At 69.5% G+C, this 19,663-nt stretch carries 16 protein-coding genes and 1 pseudogene; 14 read left to right on the plus strand and 3 right to left on the minus strand.

The genetic code is table 11. The features are described from left to right. Window positions 1-35: 35 nt before the first annotated feature. Entirely contained in the window at window positions 36-389 is a 354-nt protein-coding gene (locus WME75_RS17710) for a hypothetical protein (protein ID WP_437492301.1), read from the minus strand. A gap of 62 nt (window positions 390-451) precedes the next feature. Between WME75_RS17710 and WME75_RS17715 the strand changes: the two are divergent. Continuing rightward, window positions 452-637 (plus strand): annotated as a pseudogene (locus WME75_RS17715) (alcohol dehydrogenase catalytic domain-containing protein); the annotation flags it as partial. A 261-nt stretch (window positions 638-898) separates the two neighbouring features. Here the strand turns inward: WME75_RS17715 and pheT are convergent. Together pheT and pheS are read right to left on the minus strand one after the other, a co-directional pair. Then, window positions 899-3,373: a phenylalanine--tRNA ligase subunit beta gene (pheT, locus tag WME75_RS17720; protein ID WP_437492303.1), complete on the minus strand. Its 2,475-nt coding sequence runs from the start codon at window positions 3,371-3,373 to the stop codon at window positions 899-901. Between the two features lie 33 nt (window positions 3,374-3,406). After that, window positions 3,407-4,456 carry a phenylalanine--tRNA ligase subunit alpha gene (gene pheS / locus WME75_RS17725; protein WP_437492305.1) on the minus strand — a complete coding sequence of 350 codons (1,050 nt, stop codon included), beginning with the start codon at window positions 4,454-4,456 and terminating at the stop codon, window positions 3,407-3,409. A gap of 627 nt (window positions 4,457-5,083) precedes the next feature. On the opposite strand from pheS, the gene WME75_RS17730 reads away from it, so the two are divergent. From WME75_RS17730 to WME75_RS17790, 13 genes are all read left to right on the plus strand, one after another. Next, on the plus strand, window positions 5,084-6,136 hold the full coding sequence (locus WME75_RS17730) for a TRAP transporter substrate-binding protein (protein ID WP_437492307.1): 1,053 nt from the start codon (window positions 5,084-5,086) through the stop codon (window positions 6,134-6,136). Next, window positions 6,136-6,804 (plus strand): TRAP transporter small permease, encoded by a 669-nt coding sequence (locus WME75_RS17735; protein ID WP_437492309.1) that lies wholly within the window; start codon window positions 6,136-6,138, stop codon window positions 6,802-6,804. The genes WME75_RS17730 and WME75_RS17735 overlap by 1 nt, the downstream gene beginning before the upstream one ends. A gap of 20 nt (window positions 6,805-6,824) precedes the next feature. Then, window positions 6,825-8,117, plus strand: a complete 1,293-nt coding sequence (locus WME75_RS17740; RefSeq protein ID WP_437492310.1) for a TRAP transporter large permease — start codon at window positions 6,825-6,827, stop codon at window positions 8,115-8,117. 714 nt (window positions 8,118-8,831) lie between these two features. After that, window positions 8,832-10,583: a carbohydrate porin gene (locus tag WME75_RS17745; RefSeq protein ID WP_437492312.1), complete on the plus strand. Its 1,752-nt coding sequence runs from the start codon at window positions 8,832-8,834 to the stop codon at window positions 10,581-10,583. Window positions 10,584-10,737: 154 nt separating this feature from the next. Next, window positions 10,738-11,556, plus strand: a complete 819-nt coding sequence (locus WME75_RS17750) for a 5-deoxy-glucuronate isomerase (RefSeq protein WP_437492314.1) — start codon at window positions 10,738-10,740, stop codon at window positions 11,554-11,556. Between the two features lie 53 nt (window positions 11,557-11,609). Then, window positions 11,610-12,932 (plus strand): MFS transporter, encoded by a 1,323-nt coding sequence (locus tag WME75_RS17755; protein ID WP_437492316.1) that lies wholly within the window; start codon window positions 11,610-11,612, stop codon window positions 12,930-12,932. Window positions 12,933-12,939: 7 nt separating this feature from the next. Then, window positions 12,940-13,698, plus strand: a complete 759-nt coding sequence (kduD, locus tag WME75_RS17760; protein WP_437494860.1) for a 2-dehydro-3-deoxy-D-gluconate 5-dehydrogenase KduD — start codon at window positions 12,940-12,942, stop codon at window positions 13,696-13,698. A 5-nt stretch (window positions 13,699-13,703) separates the two neighbouring features. Further along, window positions 13,704-14,798 carry a PfkB family carbohydrate kinase gene (locus tag WME75_RS17765; protein WP_437492317.1) on the plus strand — a complete coding sequence of 365 codons (1,095 nt, stop codon included), beginning with the start codon at window positions 13,704-13,706 and terminating at the stop codon, window positions 14,796-14,798. Next, the gene (locus WME75_RS17770; RefSeq protein WP_437492319.1) at window positions 14,795-15,466 is read left to right on the plus strand and encodes a bifunctional 4-hydroxy-2-oxoglutarate aldolase/2-dehydro-3-deoxy-phosphogluconate aldolase; all 672 of its coding nucleotides are present in this window, start codon (window positions 14,795-14,797) and stop codon (window positions 15,464-15,466) included. The genes WME75_RS17765 and WME75_RS17770 overlap by 4 nt, the downstream gene beginning before the upstream one ends. A 24-nt stretch (window positions 15,467-15,490) precedes the next feature. After that, entirely contained in the window at window positions 15,491-15,850 is a 360-nt protein-coding gene (locus WME75_RS17775) for a cupin domain-containing protein (RefSeq protein ID WP_437492320.1), read from the plus strand. A 101-nt stretch (window positions 15,851-15,951) separates the two neighbouring features. After that, window positions 15,952-17,622 carry a pectate lyase gene (locus WME75_RS17780; protein WP_437492322.1) on the plus strand — a complete coding sequence of 557 codons (1,671 nt, stop codon included), beginning with the start codon at window positions 15,952-15,954 and terminating at the stop codon, window positions 17,620-17,622. Window positions 17,623-17,978: 356 nt separating this feature from the next. Continuing rightward, a complete protein-coding gene (locus WME75_RS17785) occupies window positions 17,979-18,179 on the plus strand; it encodes a hypothetical protein (protein WP_437492324.1) in 201 nt (66 codons plus the stop codon). A gap of 152 nt (window positions 18,180-18,331) precedes the next feature. Continuing rightward, window positions 18,332-19,513, plus strand: coding sequence for a vWA domain-containing protein (locus WME75_RS17790; protein ID WP_437492326.1), 1,182 nt, complete (start codon window positions 18,332-18,334; stop codon window positions 19,511-19,513). The last annotated feature ends 150 nt before the right edge of the window (window positions 19,514-19,663 follow it).

The following is a 19,663-nucleotide window of genomic DNA, read 5'->3' on the forward strand; positions in this document are numbered from 1 at the left end:
GGCGGCGCGCCGAGGGTGGGCTCGGGGCGCGGGCGTCAGCGGGCGGGGTTCATCTGCGAGAGGCGATAAGCCCCCACGGTGGCGGCGAGGGACGAGAGGACGAGCAGCGCGAGCGCCAGCGCAACGTTGTTGAGCGACTCGCCGAGGCCGACGATCCAGAGCCAGCGCGAATCGGGCGGCACCGCGCCGATGAACGTGAGCGACTTGATGGTGCCGCTGACGAACCCGAGGCCGCCGGACACCAGCGTCAGGATCCCCAGGCTGATCTGGAGCGGCACGAACCGCCGCTCGGGCGAGAGGGCATAACGGACGGATGCGGCGAGGAGCAGGAGCCCGAAGACGAGCGTGGGGTACATGCCCCAGCCGCCCATATGGAAAGCTTCAGCCATGACGAAGTCCTCCTTGGATACGGCTCCAGACAGGCGCTGGACGCGAAGGTTCCGGGGCGGGCGAGAACCGGAAGAATGGCACGGTCTATGATGGCGACGGCGAGGCCACCAGAGCGAAGACGATACTGGGTATCGACGGAGTGGGTATCGTCGAGGAAACAGGTTCGCTTGTCCATCACGTTCGAGTTGGTGACGAAGTCTGGTACGTCGACGGCGGATACGCCGGAAACCCCGGCAGCTATGCCGAATAGGGTGAGGAACTTGCGAACAACTATCGCGAGGAGCTGTTGAAGACGCTCTGTTGAAATGGCGCGGGGCTCCGGGCGCGAAGGTCGTGTTCGACTTCGTCGGACAGCGCGCGCGGCCCGCTTTTCATCGACGGGCCGCTCGCGCGGGAGAGGGGCTCGCCGGTTGCGATGACGCTCTGCCAGCCCGGCTCGCCGGAGAGGACCGGCCAGCGCAGGTCCGAGCTCAGCAAGCCTGAGCTCGGACCCCGCCGCCCGCCTCGCTCAGCGCTGCTGCGCCCCGAACCGCGCCTTCACCGCGTCCACCGCGGCCTTCGTCCACCGATCGACCTCGTCGTCCGTCAAGGTCCGCTCGGGCGACCTGAACCACAGCGCGAACCCCAGCGAGTGCGTCCCCGGCGGGAGCTCGCTGCCGCGGTACCGGTCGAACAGCTCGACCTTCTCGCAGCGCTCCCCGGCGGTCGCCCGCAGCAGCTCGAGCACCTGGCCCGCCGGCACGTCGAGCGGCAGCAGCAGCGCCACGTCGTGCCGCATCGCCGGGAACCGGCTCGGCTTCGCGGCCGCCGGCGCCTTGTACGCCGCCGCCACCGCCGCGAGGTCGAGCTCCGCCACAACGGCCCCGGTCGTGATCTCGAGCGCGTCGCGGACGTCCGGGTGGAGCTCCGCCACGTACCCGACGGCGCGGCCATCGAGCGTGACGCGGGCGCCCTTGCGCGGGTGCGCCCACGGCGGGGGCTCGCCCCCGAGGTCGAACTCGGGCGCCACGCTGCCCGCGAGCTCCGCCAGCACCGCCTCGACCACGCCCTTGCCGTCGTAGAAATCGACGTCCTCGGGCCGCGTGAGATAGCTGTCGCGCGGCCCCGCGAGGAGCACCGTCAGCCGGGTCGGCTCGTCGACCGGCGGCCGCTCGACCCGCGCCGGCTGCTCCGCGCCGCTCGCGCCGCCCGCTTCGCCCTGGCGCGGCAGGAACACCTGGCTCACCTCGAACAGCCGCACCCGCGGCACGTTGTACCGCTGCGAGCGCTGCGCGACCGTCAGCAGCCCCGGCACGAGCGACGGCCGCATCACCGACTTCTCCTCGGAGAGCGGATTGAGCAGCCGGAGGAGCGGCGCGCTGTCGTAGCGCGCCGCTTTCAGCTCCTGCGGCGACAGGAACGAGTACGTCACCGCCTCGTGCAGGCCGATCCCGGTGCAGATCTGGCGCACCCTGCGCCGGAGCCGGTAATCGCCCTTCGCGCCCGCGGGGGCCGCGCCCACGCGCGGGAGCCGGCTCGGGATCTGATCGTAGCCGGCGACGCGCGCGACCTCCTCGATGAGGTCGATCTCCTCCGCGATGTCGGGCCGGTGCGCGGGCACATCGACGAGCAGCCGATCCGCCTGCTGCTCCACGATCGAGATCCCCAGCGTCTCCAGGATCTCGCGCGTCCGCGCCGGGGCCTCTGCGCCGATGATGCGCTCATACCGCGGCAGCCGCAGCGTCAGGCGGCGCAGGGCGCGGGGCGCGACGTACGCGTCGATCGGCTCGCCCGCCGCCTCGCCGCCGGCGAGCTCGCAGATCAGCGCGCTGCCGCGATCGCGCGACAGCGGGACCCCGGAGAGATCCACCTCGCGCTCGAAGCGGTGCGACGCCTCGGTGTGGAAGCCGTACCGGCGCGCCGACCTGCGGATCCCGCGCGGCTCGAAGTACGCCGACTCGAGGAACACCCGCCGCGTCGTCGCGGTGACGCCGCTGTCCGCGCCCCCGATCACGCCGGCCAGGGCCACGGCGCGCTCCGCGTCGGCGATCACGAGGTCGTCCTCGTTCAGGGACAGCGTCTGCCCGTCGAGCGCGACGAACGTCTCGCCCGGCCGGGCCTTGCGGATCTCGATCGGCAGCCGCAATTTGTCGAGATCGAAGGCGTGGAGCGGCTGCCCCCGCTCGAGCATCACCAGGTTTGTCGCGTCGACGATGTTGCTGATCGGCCGGACCCCGAGGCGATTCAGCCGCACCCGCGCCCAGAGCGGCGAGGGGCCCACGCGGATGCCCTCGATCACCTGGCCGGCATACCGGGGGCACCGCTCCTTGTCGCGCACCTCGACCGACGCCCGCGCCCCGCCGCCGCTCGCCTGTGCCGGCGTCGCGACGGCCGGCGGCTGGAAGGGGATGCCGAGCACCGCGGCCACGTCCCTGGCGACGCCCAGGTGGCCCAGCGCGTCGGGCCGGTTCGGGGTGACGCTGAGCTCGATGATCCAGTCCTCGAGGCGCGGCTCCCAGTCGAGCAGCGATTGCCCCGGGCGCCCGCCCTCGACGGTCAGGAGGCCTTCGTGGCTCGACCCGAGCCCGAGCTCGTCCTCGGCGCAGAGCATGCCGGCCGAGGTGAAGCCGGCGACCGCCTTCTCGGTCAGCGTGACGAGCGCGCCGCTGCGATCGACGACCTGCGCGCCCACGGGCGCATAGCAGACGAGCGCGGGCGCGGCCGGGATGACCGGCGCGCCGCACGCCACCTCCACGCCTTCGCTCCCTTCGCCGCCGCCGCCGCCGCCGCCGCCGCCGGCGTCCACGCGGACCAGGGTGAGGCCCTTCTTGCTCGGGTGCGGCCGCGTCGCCACGACGCTCGCGAGGACCACCGGGCGCAGCGCGGCGCCGACGTGCGTCACGCGATCGACCTCGAGCCCGCCGCGGCCGAGCGCCGACGTCACCGCGTCGACGCCGGGATCGGCGCCGAGGATCTCTTGAAGCCACTTGTAGGATATCAACATGGGGAGTCAGCGCTGCAGCGAGGGGAGAGCCGCCTAGAGGCTTCCGAGGAAGCGGACGTCGTTCTCGTAGAAGGCGCGGATATCGTCGACGGCGAACTTCATGTTGGCGGTGCGATCCACGCCGATGCCGAACGCCAGCCCCGTGTAGATCTCCGGGTCGATTCCGACGTTCCTGAGCACGGTTGGGTGCACCATGCCGCACCCGAGCACCTCCAGCCAGCCGGTCCCCTTGCACTGCGGACAGGCGCGGTTCGCGCCGAAACAGACGAGGCACGACACGTCGAGCTCGGCGCTCGGCTCGGTGAAGGGGAAGTAGCTCGGCCGGAAGCGCGTCCTCGTGTTCTCACCGAACATCCGGCGGCTGTAGACCTCGAGCAGGCCCTTGAGGTCGGCGAGGGACACGTCGCGGTCGACGACGAGCCCCTCGATCTGCACGAACATGGGGCTGTGGCTCGCGTCGTCGTCGCGCCGGTACACGACGCCGGGCGCGACGATCATGACCGGCGGAGGGTGGGAGAGCATCTCGCGCACCTGCACCGGGCTCGTGTGCGTGCGGAGGAGCACGTTCTGGCCCGGATCGCCGGCCACGTAGAACGTGTCGTGCATGTCCATGGCCGGGTGATCCGCCGGGAAGCCGAGGAGATCGAAGTTGTAGCGCGCGAGCTCGATCTGCGGCCCCTCGGCCACGTCGAACCCGAGCCCGACGAAGATATCCACGATCTCGTCGAGGGTCCGCATGATGGGGTGCGGCCGGCCGGGCGCGCGCCAGCGGCCGGGCAGGGTGATATCGAGGGGCGGCGCGGAGAGCTCGCGATCGCGCGCGGTCCGCTTGATCCGAGCCGTCGCCTCCTCGCGGGCGCGCTCCACGCGGCCCTTGACCGCGTTGAGGCGCTGGCCGAGGAGCTTGCGCTCCTCTGGGGCCGCCCCGGGCAGCTGCTTCATCAAGGCATTGAGCGAGCCGCGGCGCCCAAGCAGGCTGGCATACAGGCGGTTCAGCTCATCGAGATCGCCGACGGCGGCGAACTGGATGTCCACCGTGCGATCGACCTCGTCGATGAGGCGGCCGAGTTCGGGACCACTCATTGCCGCCCCCCTTACCTCAGAGGCCATGGCAACGCAAGACCGTGACCTCCCGCCCTGCGCCAGCCCGCGCGGGACGTCCGGGGCTCGGGCGGCGGCGACGGAGCGCGCCTCGTCACGAGGCGCGGGCCGCCGGCGCACGAGGAGCCGGCCCGATCGGCGCCACGCCCCACGCGCAACAACGGATGTCCACGCAGTCAACTCCAGGTTGACCGCGCTCGGTCAACTCGAGGTTGACGGGGCTCCAGCAGCGTCGGCGCAGCCTGCATGGGGATCTCCGCCGTGCCGCTCTCCCGCCGGCGCCGGCGACGAGCGATGACGCCGCGTCGCGCCGCCGACTCTGGTGGTGCTCATCGAGCCAGGCCAGGCGGCCGAAGCGAGAGGACCCGCGAAGCGCTCGGAGAGCGCGGGAGAGCGCAGCTCCCTCCCTGGCGCAGCGATTGCAAAAGCGATTGCAAAACCGTGACCGTGACCGTGGTCGATTTGTGGAGCGCCCCGCAGCTCCGCGCCCGGCTGCCCTCGAGGCCCGCCTGCCGCGGGCCGCCGTTGGCCGTCCGGGCCGGGCCATCGCCGCGCTGCGCCGTACCGTTCAACCATTCACCGATCAACCCGATTCCAGCGTGCATCGATATGGACAAGAAATCCGTCTCCTTCATCATGCTCGGTTGCCTGCTGGGGATCATCCTCACCTCCGGCGCCTTCTCCATGATGGCCCGCCCCGCGTCCGCCGAGGGATCGAGCGCAGGGCAAGCGTCCGGCGCGGTGAGCGCCGGCGCGAAGAAAGTGGTCCTGAAGCTATCGCACGCGCTCGATCAGTCGCATCCGGTGCACGTCGCCATGGAGTACATGGCGAAGCAGCTCGACAAGCGATCGGGCGGCGCGGTGCAGCTACAGATCTTCCCCAACGGCCAGCTGGGCAGCGAGACCGAGAGCATCGAGCAGGTGCAGCGAGGGGCGCTGGCGATGGTCAAGACCTCCACCGCGCCGCTCGAGGGCTTCATCCCGGAGATGGCGATCTTCGGGCTGCCTTACCTCTTCCGGGACGAGGACCACTACTGGAAGGTGCTCCTCGGCGACGTGGGCAGGGATCTCGCCGCGGCCGGGACGAAGGTGGGCGTGAGGGGCCTCTGTTACTACGACTCCGGGAGCCGCAGCTTCTACACGAGGGACGCGCCCGTCATGAGCCCTGAGGATCTCAAGGGCAAGAAGTTCCGGGTCATGCAGAGCAAGACCGCGATGGACATGATCTCGCAGATGGGCGGCGCGCCGACGCCGATCGCGTTCGGCGAGCTGTACTCCGCGCTGCAGCAGGGGATGGTCGACGGGGCCGAGAACAACCCGCCCAGCCTCTTCACGAGCCGTCACTTCGAGGTCACCAAGCACTACTCGCTCGACGAGCACACGCGCATCCCCGACATCATCCTGTTCAGCCAGCAGATCTGGGAGTCGCTCTCCCCGCAAGCGCAGCGGTGGGTCGAGGAGGCGGCCGACGAGTCGGCCGCGTTCCAGCGCGAGGCGTGGAAGAAGGGCACCCAGGACTCCCTGGACGGGCTGAGGAAGGCAGGGGTGACCGTCCACGAGCCGGACAAGGAGCCGTTCCGCAGGCAGGTCCAGCCCATGTACGACCGCCTTGAAGGCACGGAGCTCGGCAAGCTCGTCAAGCGGATCCAGGAGGTCAAGTGATGGGCGCTCAGGAGCGCGGGGTCGAGCTTGTCCTCGATGACGAGGAGACGAGCGTCTCTCAGGAGCCTCCGCCGCCGGCGCAAGCGCCGGAGGCGGTTCCGGACGGGCCAGCCCATCCGGCGAACGCGCGGGAGCGAGCGCCGGGCGCCATCGGGCCGCTCCTCCGGCTGCACGCGGGTCTGATCAGGATGCTGGAAGTCGTGCTGGTCGCCGCGTTCGCGGCGCTCACGCTGGACACCCTCTGGGGCGTGTTCTCTCGCTACGTGCTCGGCAACCAGAGCCGCTGGACCGAGGAGCTCGCCGTCTATCTCCTGGTCTGGATCTCGCTCCTCGGCGCCGGGCTCGCCTACGGCGAAAAGGCGCACCTCGGCGTCGACTACTTCGTCGGGAAGATGGATCCGGCGGCCCAGCGCGTCGCGGCGATCGCCATCGAGCTCCTGGTGGCTTCCTTCGCCGGCTTCGCGCTGGCTTACGGCGGCTTCACGCTCGTCTCGAAGACGCTCGAGGCCAGGCAGGTATCGCCCGCGCTCGGCCTCCAGGTGGGGTACGCCTACCTGGCCGTGCCCATCAGCGGGATATTCTTCCTCACGTTCTGCATCGAAAACCTGGTGGAGCTGTTCACCGGGCAGGCGTCGCCCCGGAAGGGCGCGCCTGTCACCGACGCGTAACCCTTCAGCCCGGGCCCGCCATGGAAATCCAAGTCCTCATCCTGGTGTTCAGCTTCTTCGCGCTGCTCCTCCTCAACGTCCCGGTCGCCGTCTGCATCGGCCTCTCCACGGTGTTGACGATCGCCTCGCTCGGCGACGTGCCCACGGCCTACATCGTGGCTCAGCGCATGTCGACCGGCATCGCCAGCTTCCCGCTGCTCGCCATACCCTTCTTCGTCCTCTCCGGCGTGCTCATGGGCGAGGGCGGCATGGCGCGCAGGCTCATGGATTTCGCCAGCGCCGTCGTCGGCCGCTTTCACGGCGGCCTCGCCTACGTCAACACGCTGACTTGCATGCTCTTCGGGGCCGTCTCGGGCTCGGCGGCGGCCGCCGTCTCCTCCGTGGGAGGCTTCATGATCCCGGAGATGGAGCGAAAGAACTACGGCAGGGACTTCAGCGTGGCGCTGACCACGACGTCGGCCACGACCGGGCTCCTGATCCCCCCGAGCAACATCATGATCGTCTACGCCGTGGTCGCCGGGAACGTCTCGGTGGCCGCGCTGTTCCTGGCCGGCGTCATCCCGGGCATCCTCGTGGGCCTGTGCATCATGATCGTCGCGTTCCTGGCCAACCGCAAGCAGGCGGTGGGCGTGAGCGAGAAGGTCCCGCTCGGCGTGATCGTGCGGAGCTTTGCCCAGGCGATCCCCAGCTTGCTCATGATCCTGATCGTCATGGGCGGGATCCTCACCGGGGTGTTCTCGGCGACCGAGGCCAGCGCGGTGTCCGTGGCTTACGCGTTCCTGCTGGGGGCGCTGTTGTATCGTGAGGTCAAGCTCAGGGACATTCCGCGTATCCTGCTCAAATCCGCCAAGACCACCGCGGTGGTGATGATCCTTGTGGGGGCCAGCCAGGCCATGAGCTGGGTGCTCGCCTTCGAGCAGGTGCCCCAGAGCGTCAGCCAGGCAATGCTGGGGATCTCCCAGAACCCGGTCGCGACGCTGCTCATCATCAACGTGCTCCTGCTCGTCGTCGGCACCTTCATGGACATGACGCCTGCGGTCCTGATCTTCACGCCCATCTTCCTCCCGGTCGTCACGGAGATGGGCATGAACCCGGTGCACTTCGGCATCCTGATGGTCACGAACCTGTGCATCGGCCTGTGCACCCCGCCGGTGGGCACCTGCCTGTTCGTGGGGTGCGGCGTCGGCAAGACAACGATCGCCAGGGTGGTCCGGCCGATGCTCCCGATGTTCGCCGCCATGATCGTCGCTCTCATGCTCATCAGCTACGTGCCCCAGCTCTCGCTCTGGCTTCCGGCACAGTTCAACCTCTGAGGCGCGCCCCCCGCGCCCGCGACGCTCAGCGCGCCACGTCGACAGGGTGGGAAGACCGCTCTCGACGCCGGCACCGCCCCGCGCACCGCCGGAGGAGCTCCGCTCCGGCGCCCCATCCAAGCCCTCCTCGACTCAGAAGCTCATCGGGAGCGCGCCGCTCCCGCAGGCACCCGCGCGCGGCAGCGCCGGTCCATGCGCGCGTCGGTAGTGCTCCAATTTGAATTTGAACATGAAGGCGGGAAGGCGGGAAGGCGGGAAGAAGAGATCAAGGATCTTCCCGCCTTCCCGCCTTCATGTGAACTCTCTCCGCGCAAATGTGAGCACTGCCCGCGCGTCAACCACGGCTGTCGCCCGTGTCAACCCGGGGTTTACGGCGTTCCGGGGGAAATTGCCTCTCGTCCAGCGTGAGCATGCCAGATCGTCGCCGGGTCGCCTCAGGGCACGTCGTGCGCTCGGGTCGGATCCGGCGCAAAGCCGGTTGCAGACGAGCCTGGTCTGGAATTCGACCTCGGCAAGGCGCGCGCGCCATGGCGTCGCGAACACCCTGTGTGCCCTTGGCTCGTCGTTTGCACTCAAGCGTGGACAGCGTGGACGCTGCCAGCGCACCACACGCTGAGCGAGCCACAGGACGTGCTGTCGGGTCTCGCTCGCCGCGACGACAGCCCCGCTGCTCGCGCTGGCGCAGCTCCAACCCTCCACGAGATCGGCGTACCCTTGAATTCGATCGTCAATCCCTGTTGCCACCCTGGGCATGATGTTCGGCGCGATCCGCAGCGCAGCTCGTGCTCGACAGACGGAGACGCGTCCATATCGTTTACCCGCGTCGCGGGCGGGAGAGGATGGGCGAGCGCGCGCAACCTGGTCGGTGCCCTGCTCGGCGCGGCCCTCTGCGCGTCTCCAGCGGTCGTCCATGGACAGCCGCTGCCTGCTCCCGCGACGCCGACGCCCTCGCCGGGCGAGGCTCCCGCCGACGCGACGGCTCCGCCGTCGGAGGCGCCGGCCGCGGCGGAGCCCGCGAAGGGCGCGGCTCCGGCCCCCGACGCCGGAGGCGCCGAGCCCCCCGCCGCAGCCATCGCGCCCTCCCAGCAGCCGCAGCAGAAAGAAGAGCCCTCAACGCCACCGGCGCCTCCGGAGAGCGGGTTCTTCTTCGGCGGCGTCGGCCGCGCCGTCGCGGCCACGGACGGAGAGGGGGGGCCGGCGCGCGATGCCGACATCGTCTGGAGAGGCTCGCGCCTCGACGAGTCCACGTTCGTCCAGCTGGACCTGGAGCGGCAGGATTACTGGGAGTCCACCGGCGCCACCACGCGCGTCGCCGTCCGCCTGGCCATAGACGCCCCGACCCTCCACTACAACAACGCGAGGCCGTGGAACATCAACACGTCGCTCCGCAACGCCTTCGTCGAGGAGCGAGATCTCGGCGTCAAGGGGCTGTCCGTGTGGATCGGCTCGCGCCTGTACCGCGGTGACAACTCCGAGCTGCTCGACTTCTGGCCGCTCGACTGGCTGAACACGCTGGGCGGAGGCGTCCGCTACGATCTGCCCTCGAAGCGCACGTACTTCGCGGCGCACGCCGGCATCAACCGGCCGCTCACGCCGTATTACCTTCAGACGGTGGATCGCGCGCCGGCGCTCAACCAGCCCGGCACGGCGACCGTCAACCTCCTCGATCGCCAGCGGCTCATCACGAGCTTCAAGGCGAGCCACACCGTTCCGGTGGGGGAGAAAGGCGGCGTCAAGGGCGTGCTCTACGGCGAGCTGCACCAGATGCCGTCGGGCACGCGCGAGACCGCGGAGACCGGCGTGCACGAGAGCCTGCCGCGCGACTCCGGGTACGTCATCGGCGCGCAGGTCAGCCCGTCCACCGGCGTGAACAACGGGCACCTGCACCTCTTCCTCCGCTATGCGGGCGATCTCGCGGCGCACGGCGAGTTCGGCTCCCCCTCTCAGCCCGCGCCGGACGGCACCGCGAGCGGCGCGCACGAGCTCATGTTCACCATGAGCGCCAACTACGAGACGGGGCCACTCGGGCTGATGGCCTCGGGGTACGTGCGCTCGTTCCGCAACGCCAGCGAGCCGTTCGACTTCGCCGATCTGGACGAAGGCATTCTCGTCGTGCGGCCGCATTATTTCCTGCGCGACTGGGGCGGTATCGCCGTCGAGGCCTCTTACCAGGCGCAGCGGCGCGGTAGGGTCCCGCCCCCCGCCGATCCCGCGGCGCCGGGCGCGCACGCCGCAGCCAGCCACCACAGCGCGAGCCTCGTGCGCTTCGGGCTCGTGCCGTTCCTGAACGCGGCGGGCAAGGGCGACTTCAAGCGCCCGCAGTTTCGCTTCATCTGGCTCGTGACCCGGCGCGACGAGGGCGCGAAGGCGCTCTATCCGCAGGACGACGTGTTCAGCCAGCGCACGTGGGAGCATTTCATCGGCTTGAACGTCGAGTGGAACATCAAGGCGAGCCCGGCCTTCTGACGGAAATACGCAGTTTCGGAGCTTCGCCGCGCGAGCGCGCCGCTGCCCTCGAGGGCCCGGCGCCATCGCGCGCGCTCCCTCTCGGGCACGACAGTCGACGTGACACGCAAGCGAACTCATTGGGTCTGAGCAAAAGAAAGAAGATCTTGAAGCGATGAAACCAGTCAATCCTCAGCAGGTCGTGGTCCGCGCAACCGCGTCGCACAAGGGGCGGAGGCTCTCCGTGACGCCGGCCGATAGCCCCATGAAGCGCCTGTTTTACGGTCGGATCCTGCTCGACGGGACCGCGTCGAAGGTGCTCTTCGAGACCTCCGGGCGCGAGGTGGGGCTCCTCTGCATGGCCGGCGAGTGCGCCGTGCAGGTGAACGGCGGGGAGACGATCGCGCTCGGGCGGTACGACGCCATCTACGTGCCTCGCGGGTCGACCGTCGAGGTGAGCACGAGCGCGTCGGTCGACCTCGTCGAGTGCGGCGCCGAGGTGGAGGGGGACTACCCCCTTCAGGTCGTGCGCTACAGGGACGTCGAGAAGGACGCGGCGCTCAAGTTCACGGCGGGCGGCGACGCCACGACGCGCGAGCTCAGCATCCTGCTCGGCAAGAACGTGCAGGCGGGCCGCATCGTCGCGGGGTTCACGCGGTCGGCCCCCGGACACTGGACCAGCTGGCCGCCGCACGAGCACACCGACATCCTCGAGGAGATGTACGTCTACTTCGATATGCCGCCTCCGGCGTTCGGCGTGCAGCTCGTCTACACGTCTCCGGAGACGCCCGAGGTGGTCACCGTGGTGCGGGACGGCGACGCCGTGCTGATGCCGGCCGGCTACCATCCGAACGTCGCGGCGCCCGGGCACCCGATCAACTTCGTCTGGCTCATGGCTGCGCACCGCGAGCGGGAAGATCGGGTGTTCGGCGTGGTCAATGTCCAGCCGGAGTTCAGCCAGCGCGGCTCCGGCCTCGAAGCAAGCCTCAAGTAGCCATTGCGGGAGCGAGCCAGCGTCACCCGGGCTCCAGTGAGGAGGATAGCTTCATGGTCATGAAATCGGAGCCCACGATGGGCGTCGCTGACGTACCTGCGGAGGTGCCGCGCGGCGCGGGCGCCGGCATCGGGCGATACCGCTGGGTGATCTGCTTCCTCCTCTTCACCGCCGCGACGATCAATTACGTCGATCGCCAGGTGCTGGGCGTCCTGAAGACGACGCTCCAGAAGGAGCTCGGCTTCAACGAACTCGATTACGGCAACATCGTCACAGCGTTCCAGGCCGCTTACGCCATCGGGATGCTGACGATGGGCCGCCTCATGGATCGCATCGGGACGCGGCGCGGGTTTTCGTTCGCCGTCGGGTTCTGGAGCCTGGCGGCGGCGGCGCACGCGCTCGTGGGCAGCGTCGGTGGGCTCTCCGCGGCCCGCTTCGCCCTCGGCATCGGCGAGGCCGGGATGTTCCCGGGCGCCCTCAAGACGATCGCGGAGTGGTTCCCGAAGAAGGAGCGCGCGCTCGCGACCGGGCTGTTCAACTCCGGGACCAACATCGGCGCGATCGTGTGTCCCCTCGTGGTGCCATGGATCGCGGTGGCCTGGGGCTGGCGCGCGGCCTTCGCGCTGACGGGCGCGCTAGGGGCGCTGTGGATCGTCGCCTGGATGATCTTCTACACCCCCCTCGCGGAGAACCCGCGCGTCACGCCGGCGGAGCGGGCGTACATCACGAGCGAGCCGTCGCCGGAGCCGGGCAAGATCGGCTGGCTCACCCTCATCCCGCACCGCCAGACGTGGGCGTTCGCGATCGGCAAGTTCATGACCGATCCGTTCTGGTGGCTGTACCTGTTCTGGGTCCCCGACTTCCTCAACCGCAAGCACGGGCTGAACCTCCTCCAGATCGGGCCGCCGCTCGTCACCATCTACCTGCTCTCCGACGTGGGCAGCATCGCCGGGGGCTGGTTCTCCTCGATGCTGATGCGCCGCGGCTGGACGGCGAACGCGGCGCGCAAGACAGCGATGCTCGTGTGCGCGCTCGGCGTCGCGCCCGTCTTCCTCGCGACGCGGACCGACTCGCTGTGGGTCGCGGTGCTCCTCCTGGGCCTCGCCACCGCCGCACACCAGGGCTTCTCGGCGAACCTGTTCACGCTCACCACGGACATGTTCCCGTCCCAGGCCGTGGGGTCGGCCGTCGGGTTCGGCGGCATGGCCGGGGCCATCGGCGGGATGCTCATCGCGCAGATCGCCGGCCGCGTCCTGCAGCTCACCGGGAGCTACTCGACGCTGTTCCTCATGGCGGCGTCTGCCTACATCCTGGCGCTCGCCATCATTCACGTGCTCGTGCCGCGGCTCGAGGCCGCGCGATTGAAGAAGGCATAGGACAATGATGAACGATCCGTTTCGTTTGGACGGCAAGGTCGCGCTCGTGACGGGCTCGGCCGTGGGGATCGGCGCGGCCATCGCGACGGCGCTCGCGGCCGCCGGCGCGGACATCGCCTGTCACGGCAAGGACGAACCGGGCGAGGCCACGATGGCCGCGGTGCGGAGGCTCGGGCGGCGCGCCACCGGGATGGCCGCGGATCTGGCCGATCGCGCGGCGCACGCGGAGCTCGTCCGGAGGACGAAGGCGGAGCTCGGGCGTATCGACATCCTGGTGAACAACGCGGGGCTGATCCGCCGGTCGCCGGCCGTCGCGTACTCGGACGAGGACTGGGACCTCCTGATCGAGGTCAACCTTACGTCCGCGTTCCGGCTGTCGCGGCTTACCGGGGAGCTCATGCTCGAGCAGGGGTCGGGCAAGATCGTCAACATCGCCTCGCTGCTCTCGTTCCAGGGCGGGATCCTGGTCCCCGCCTACGCGGCGTCCAAGGGCGGGATCGCCCAGCTGACCAAGGCGCTCGCGAATGAGTGGGCGGTCAAGGGCATCAACGTGAACGCCATCGCGCCCGGCTACATCGCGACGGACAACACGGCCGCGCTCAGGGCCGACGAGGCGCGAAGCCGCCAGATCCTCGAGCGCATCCCCGCGGGCCGCTGGGGCGAAGGCAGCGACATCGCGGGAGCGGCGCTCTTCCTGTGCGCGGAGGCGAGCAAGTACATCCACGGCCACGTGCTGGTCGTCGACGGCGGCTGGATGAGCCGATGAGGAGTATGAAGATGCAAATTCGCAGCGCAAAAGGGTGTCAGTGGGACGAGGTGAGCCTCGGGGAGGTGATGCTGCGCCTCGACCCGGGAGAGCGCCGCGTCCACACGGCGCGGACGTTCGACGTCGGTGAGGGCGGGGGGGAGTACAACGTGGCGCGGGGGCTCCGGCGCTGCTTCGGGCTCCGGACCGCCGTCGTCACGGCGCTCGCGGACAACGCCGTCGGGCGCCTCATCGAGGACCTGATGCTCCAGGGCGGGGTCGACACGTCGAACCTGCGCTGGGTCGATTACGACGGCGTGGGCCGGGAGGTGCGGAACGGCCTCAACTTCACCGAGCGCGGCTTCGGTCCGCGCGCCGCCGCCGGGTGCTCGGACCGAGGCCACAGCGCGGCGTCCCAGCTGAAGCCCGGCGATCTCCCGTGGAAGGCCATCTTCGGCGAGCGCGGCGCGCGCTGGTTCCACACGGGCGGCATCTTCTGCGCCCTGTCGGAGACGACCGCCGCCGTGGCGCGCGAGGCCATGGAGGCCGCACGCGAGCACGACGTGCGGATCTCCTACGACTTCAACTACCGGCCCTCGCTGTGGAAGAACTTCGGCGGCCAGCAGAGGGCGCGCGAGATCAACCGCTCCCTCATGCCGTACGTCGACTGCGTGTTCGGTAACGAAGAGGACTTCGTCGCGGGCCTCGGCTTCGAGATCTCCGGCGTGGACAGCAGCTACAGCCAGCTCGACACGAACGGGTTCCGCCGGATGATCTCGGAGGTCGTCTCGGCGTACCCCAACATCTCGGTCGTCGCCACGAGCCTCCGGACGGCCAAGACCGCCAGCGTGAACGGCTGGGGCGGCATCCTGTACATCAAGGGCGAGTTCTACGAGGTCCCCCAGCGAGACATCGAGATCATGGACCGCGTCGGGGGCGGCGACTCCTTCGCGTCGGGGATCATCTACGGCCTCCTGGCCGAGCAGAGCCCGCAGTGGGCGCTCGAGTGCGGCGTCGCGCACGGAGCGCTGGCGATGTCGACCCCGGGGGACACCTCGATGGCCTCGCTCGCCGAGGTGCGGAGGGCCATGAGCGGCGCCGGCGCGAGGATCGAGCGATGAACAGGGAGCAAGTCGTCCGCCGTATCGAGGAGATAGGCGTCGTCCCCGTGGTGCGCGCGCCGAGCGGGGAGCTCGCCGTGCGGGCCGCTCGCGCCCTGCGCGCGGGCGGCATCGAGGTGATCGAGATCACGATGACGGTGCCGGACGCCCTCTCCGTCATTCACGAGATCGCCTCGCGGATGGGGGGCCACGTCCTCGTCGGCGCGGGCACCGTGCTCACCGCGGACGCCGCCCGCGGGTGCATCGAGGCCGGCGCTCAGTTCATCGTGAGCCCGGGGCTCAACCTGGAGGTCATCCGCGCGGCGCACGATCTCGGGAAGGCGGTCTTCCCCGGGGCGCTCACGCCGACCGAGGTGATCGCCGCGTGGAGCGCCGGCGCCGACGCGGTGAAGGTGTTCCCGTGCTCCGCGATGGGGGGCGCGAAGTACCTGCGCGCCCTGCGCGCGCCGCTCCCGGACGTGAAGATGATGCCGACCGGCGGGGTCAACCTGACGACGGCCAAGGATTTCATCGAGGCCGGCGCCGTGGCGCTCGGGGTCGGCGGCGAGCTCGTCGACGCCGCGGCGCTCGCGGCCGGCGGGGACGAGGTCCTCACGGAGCGCGCGCGTGAGTTCATGTCCGTGGTCAGCGCCGCGCGGGCCGAGCTCAAGAACGGCGCACACACGTAGTCGTCCCGAGGAGCCAGGAGAAGCATGATCCACGATCAAAAGAGAGATGTTCCGAGCCTCGTGCGCGTGTCCGGCCGCGAGGTCGTGTTCTTCACGCCGGAGCCGGGGCTCGAGCGGCGCATCCTCGCCCACAACCCGAACATGATGCTCGTCGAGCACCACATGGAGCTCGGCTGGGCCGGCGCGCGCCACAGCCACCCGCACGACCAGCTGGTCTACGTCATCTCCGGACGCCTCAAGTTCTCGTGCGGAGACGAGGAGTTCGAGGCGCTCCCCGGAGACAGCTTCGTGGTGCGCGGGGGCGTCGAGCACCAGGCCTGGGCGTTCGAGCCGAGCGTCGTGCTCGACGTGTTCACGCCGGCGCGCGAGGACTACAGACCCTGAACGCAGGGGACCGGCCGGCGTCTCCTGCTCACCCATTCACAATGACGTCTTGTTGACGGTCCCTGCGGCCGACGCAGGGGATCCGTGCGACCGAGGAGCCTATGAAACGCAGAATGTTCGCGATGTCGATTCTCTTGCCCGTCGTGCTGGCCGCCTGCGGCGGGGACAGCGACCCGGAGCCCGGTCCAGGTCCCGGCCCGGACGTGCCCCCGGAGATGGTGCCGTTCTTCGACGCGATGAGGCGCGCGGCCACCTTCATGAGCGAGACGGTCGCGTACAAGGGCGGCTACGTGTGGAGCTACCTCCCCGATCTCTCCCGGAGCTGGGGCGAGATGGAGGCGAAGCGCACCATGCTGTGGGTGCAGCCGCCCGGCACGCCGTCGATGGGTCACCTCTACCTGGACGCCTACCACGCGACCGGCGACGAGCTCTATTACAAGGCCGCCGAGCAGGTCACCCTCGCCCTGATCGCGGCCCAGCACGAGGCTGGCGGCTGGAACTACATCCACGACTTCGAGGGCGAGGAGTCGCTCAAGGACTGGTACGAGACCATCGGCAAGAACGGCTGGCGGCTCGAGGAGTTCCAGCACTACTACGGCAACGCGACGTTCGACGACGCCGGCACCGCCGTGGCCTCGCAGCTCCTCCTGCGCATGTACCTCGAGAAGAAGGACGAGCGGTTCCGCGACCCGCTCTACAAGGCGATCAGCTTCGTCACCACGAGCCAGTACCCGGAGGGCGGCTGGCCGCAGCGCTTCCCGCTGATGGGCAAGGACGACAAGCCCGACTACACGAGCCTCATCACCTTCAACGACGACGTGGCCGGAGAGAACATCAAGTTCCTCATCATGTGCCACCTCTCGCTGGGCGAATCGCAGCTGCTCGAGAACGTCGAGCTCGCCATGAACAGCTTCGTCGCCCTGCAGCAGCCCGCGCCGCAGGCCGCGTGGGGCTTGCAGTTCACGCGCGACGGTATGCCGGTCGGCGCACGCACGTACGAGCCCACGGCGCTGACCACGCACACGACGACCAACAACATCCAGCAGCTCCTCAATTTCTACAACCTGACCGGGGACGAGAAATTCATCGCCCGCGTGCCCGAGGCGCTGGACTGGCTGGACAAGGTCAAGCTGCCGCCGGAGGCCGCGGCGATCTTCCCTGACTTCACGCATCCCACGTACATCGAGATCGGGACCGACGTTCCGCTCTACGTCCACCGGCGCGGCTCGAACGTCGTCAACGGCGAGTATCACTTCGACAAGGACCCCGAGAAGCCCATCGGCCACTACGGGCAGGCGCGCAAGCTCGACGTGGCTGCCATGCGCACCCGCTACGAGGAGCTGAAGGCCATGTCGCCTGACGAGCTGACGGCGGGCTCGCCCCTCACGATCACGGGGCCGGTGGAGCTGCCGCGGTACTTCTCGCTGCGCGAGGTGAAGCTCGACGATCTCTACGCCGGCCGCACGATGACGACCCCGGCGGTGACCGAGGAGGACGCGCAGAAGCTCGTCAGCGAGCTCAACGCAGAGGGCTACTGGCCGACCACGATCAAGATGCTCACCAACCCGTATATCGGCGCTGGCAGCGCCGAGCCTTACCTGGAGGACACCTACGCCACGACGCACGTCGGCGACCGCAACGACACCTCGCCCTACGATCCGGTCAAGGCGCCGGCGACGTACGAGGCCGAGGTGTCGCCGACGGGCATCTCGGTGGAGAGCTTCATCAAGAACATGGGCGTCCTCATCTCCTACGTCTCGCCGGTGCAGTGAGCGCCCCGCGACGGCCGCCCTCGCCCCTGATTCGCTGGTGCCGCGTCGCCGAGGTCTGTCCATGATCCAATGAAGGAAGGAACCACAGAGGTACAGCAACCGCCGGAACCCTCGGCGCCTTCGAGGTCGAGTGAGGCTCCGCGCAGGCGCGCGTGAGGGTGGATCGCGTCACGTTCAGCACAGGAGTCAGGAGACGGCCATGGGGTATGAGACGTCGAATCGGTTCAATCCCTGATCGGGATGGGCCCTGGCGCGACCCTCCGGGGCCGCCTCCAGGTCCGGGGGAAGTCGATCGACGCGCCGATCCAGAACGTCATCCTCCAGAACCTCAAGATCGACGCCAGCACTTCGACGGGGTGAAGGACCCGCACGTCTTCTACGACGGCGATCCGACCGCCCAGATCGTGGCGAGTGGGAATGCCTACATCGGCATGTCGGAAACCACCCGGAAGGACACAGGGCAGGGGAGCGCGTTCACCCCGCCTTACACGGTCACGCTGGATACGGCCGACGCCTCGCTGAAGGACGTCGTGACACGGTGCACTGGCCCGAGATAGCGGCGCCTGCGCCCCGCACACCCCATCGACGACGGCGCCTCACGCGCCCTGGCACCCCGTGTGCTTTGGAGGCCTGGGACCACGCGCAATCCCGGTGACTCGTTGCTGGCGGCACGACCCCGGCATGCGGTGGTGCAAGGAGCCGACGACATATGAGAGTGCTTACAGTTGCCATGGCGATGCTGAGCGTGGCTGCGGTCGGGCTCGGGTGCGGCAGCAGCCCGAGCGATGGGGGAGAAGAAGGTGAAGGGACGAGCTCCGGCGGCACCTCTGGCGAAGGGGGCTCGCTCGATATCGGCGGCGCGGCCGGCCCCGGATCGAGCGGCGCGGGCAGCGGCAGCCCCACGGGCGGAGACGGAGCGTGCGCCACCCAGACGGCGGCGGCTTCCCTTCAGCCGGTGTACCTGGCCTTCGCGTTCGATGTGTCGGGGAGCATGGGCAAGGGTGACAAGGACTGGCACGACAAGTCGCTCAAGTGGGATCCCGTGGTCGCGGCGACCAAGCAGTTCTTCGCGGATGCCGGGGCCGAAGGGCTCACGGCGTCACTCACGTTCTTCCCCGCGCCGGGCGACGACGACGACAGGTGCGAGACCGGGATTTACACGACGCCGGACGTGCCGCTCACGCCGCTCCCCTCTCCGGCGTTCGGCGCGGCGCTCGACCAGATCGAGCCGATGACCTCGAGCGACTGGCGCGGCGGCACGCCGACCGCGTGGGTGATGCGGGGCACGAGCGCGTTCATCGGGGCGCAGCGACAGCAAAACCCCGGGAAATACGCGATCGTGCTCGTGACGGACGGCTACCCGCAGGGCTGCGACGAGGCCTCCGACACGATCGACGCCGTCGTGGCCGACGCCCAGGCGGCGCTCGCGGACAGTACCTTCACGTACGTCATCGGGGTCGAGAATCCCCCGATCCCGGGCGCGCCGGATACCCTCGATGACCTGCACAAGATCGCCGCCGCGGGCGGCACGGAGAGCGCCGTCCTCATCGACACCGGCGATCCCTCGCAGACCACGGCCGCGTTCAAGGCGGCCGTCGAACGGATCCGCAGCGCTGCGGTCTCGTGCACGATGGCGATCCCGCTCCCCCCCGACGGGAGCAGCTTCGACAAGGAGAAGGTCCGTGTGGTCTACTCGGACGGCTCGAATGCGACCACGGAGCTCGTGTACGATCAGAGCTGCGCGACCGAGGACGCCTGGCGCTACGACGAGCCCGCGAGCCCGACGCAGATCGTGCTCTGCGTCGACACGTGTACGACGGTCCAGACGGACGTGGCGGCGCAGCTGAGCGTCGACTTCACGTGCGAGAGCGTGATCGAGGTTCCCCTGTAACCGGAGGCCGCCGCGCTCGCGCACATCGCTCGGCCCGCCAGCGCGCCGCTGGCGCCGACCCGTGTCAACCGGGAGTTGACACGGTGGACACGCGCAGTTGCACCTTCATCCAGTCGAGCCCTGCTCCCGCCTCGCGGCAGGAGCGCTCGA

Origin of the sequence: Sorangium sp. So ce1014 (genome assembly GCF_051521505.1) — a bacterium.
In the GTDB taxonomy this organism is placed as follows: domain Bacteria; phylum Myxococcota_A; class Polyangia; order Polyangiales; family Polyangiaceae; genus Sorangium.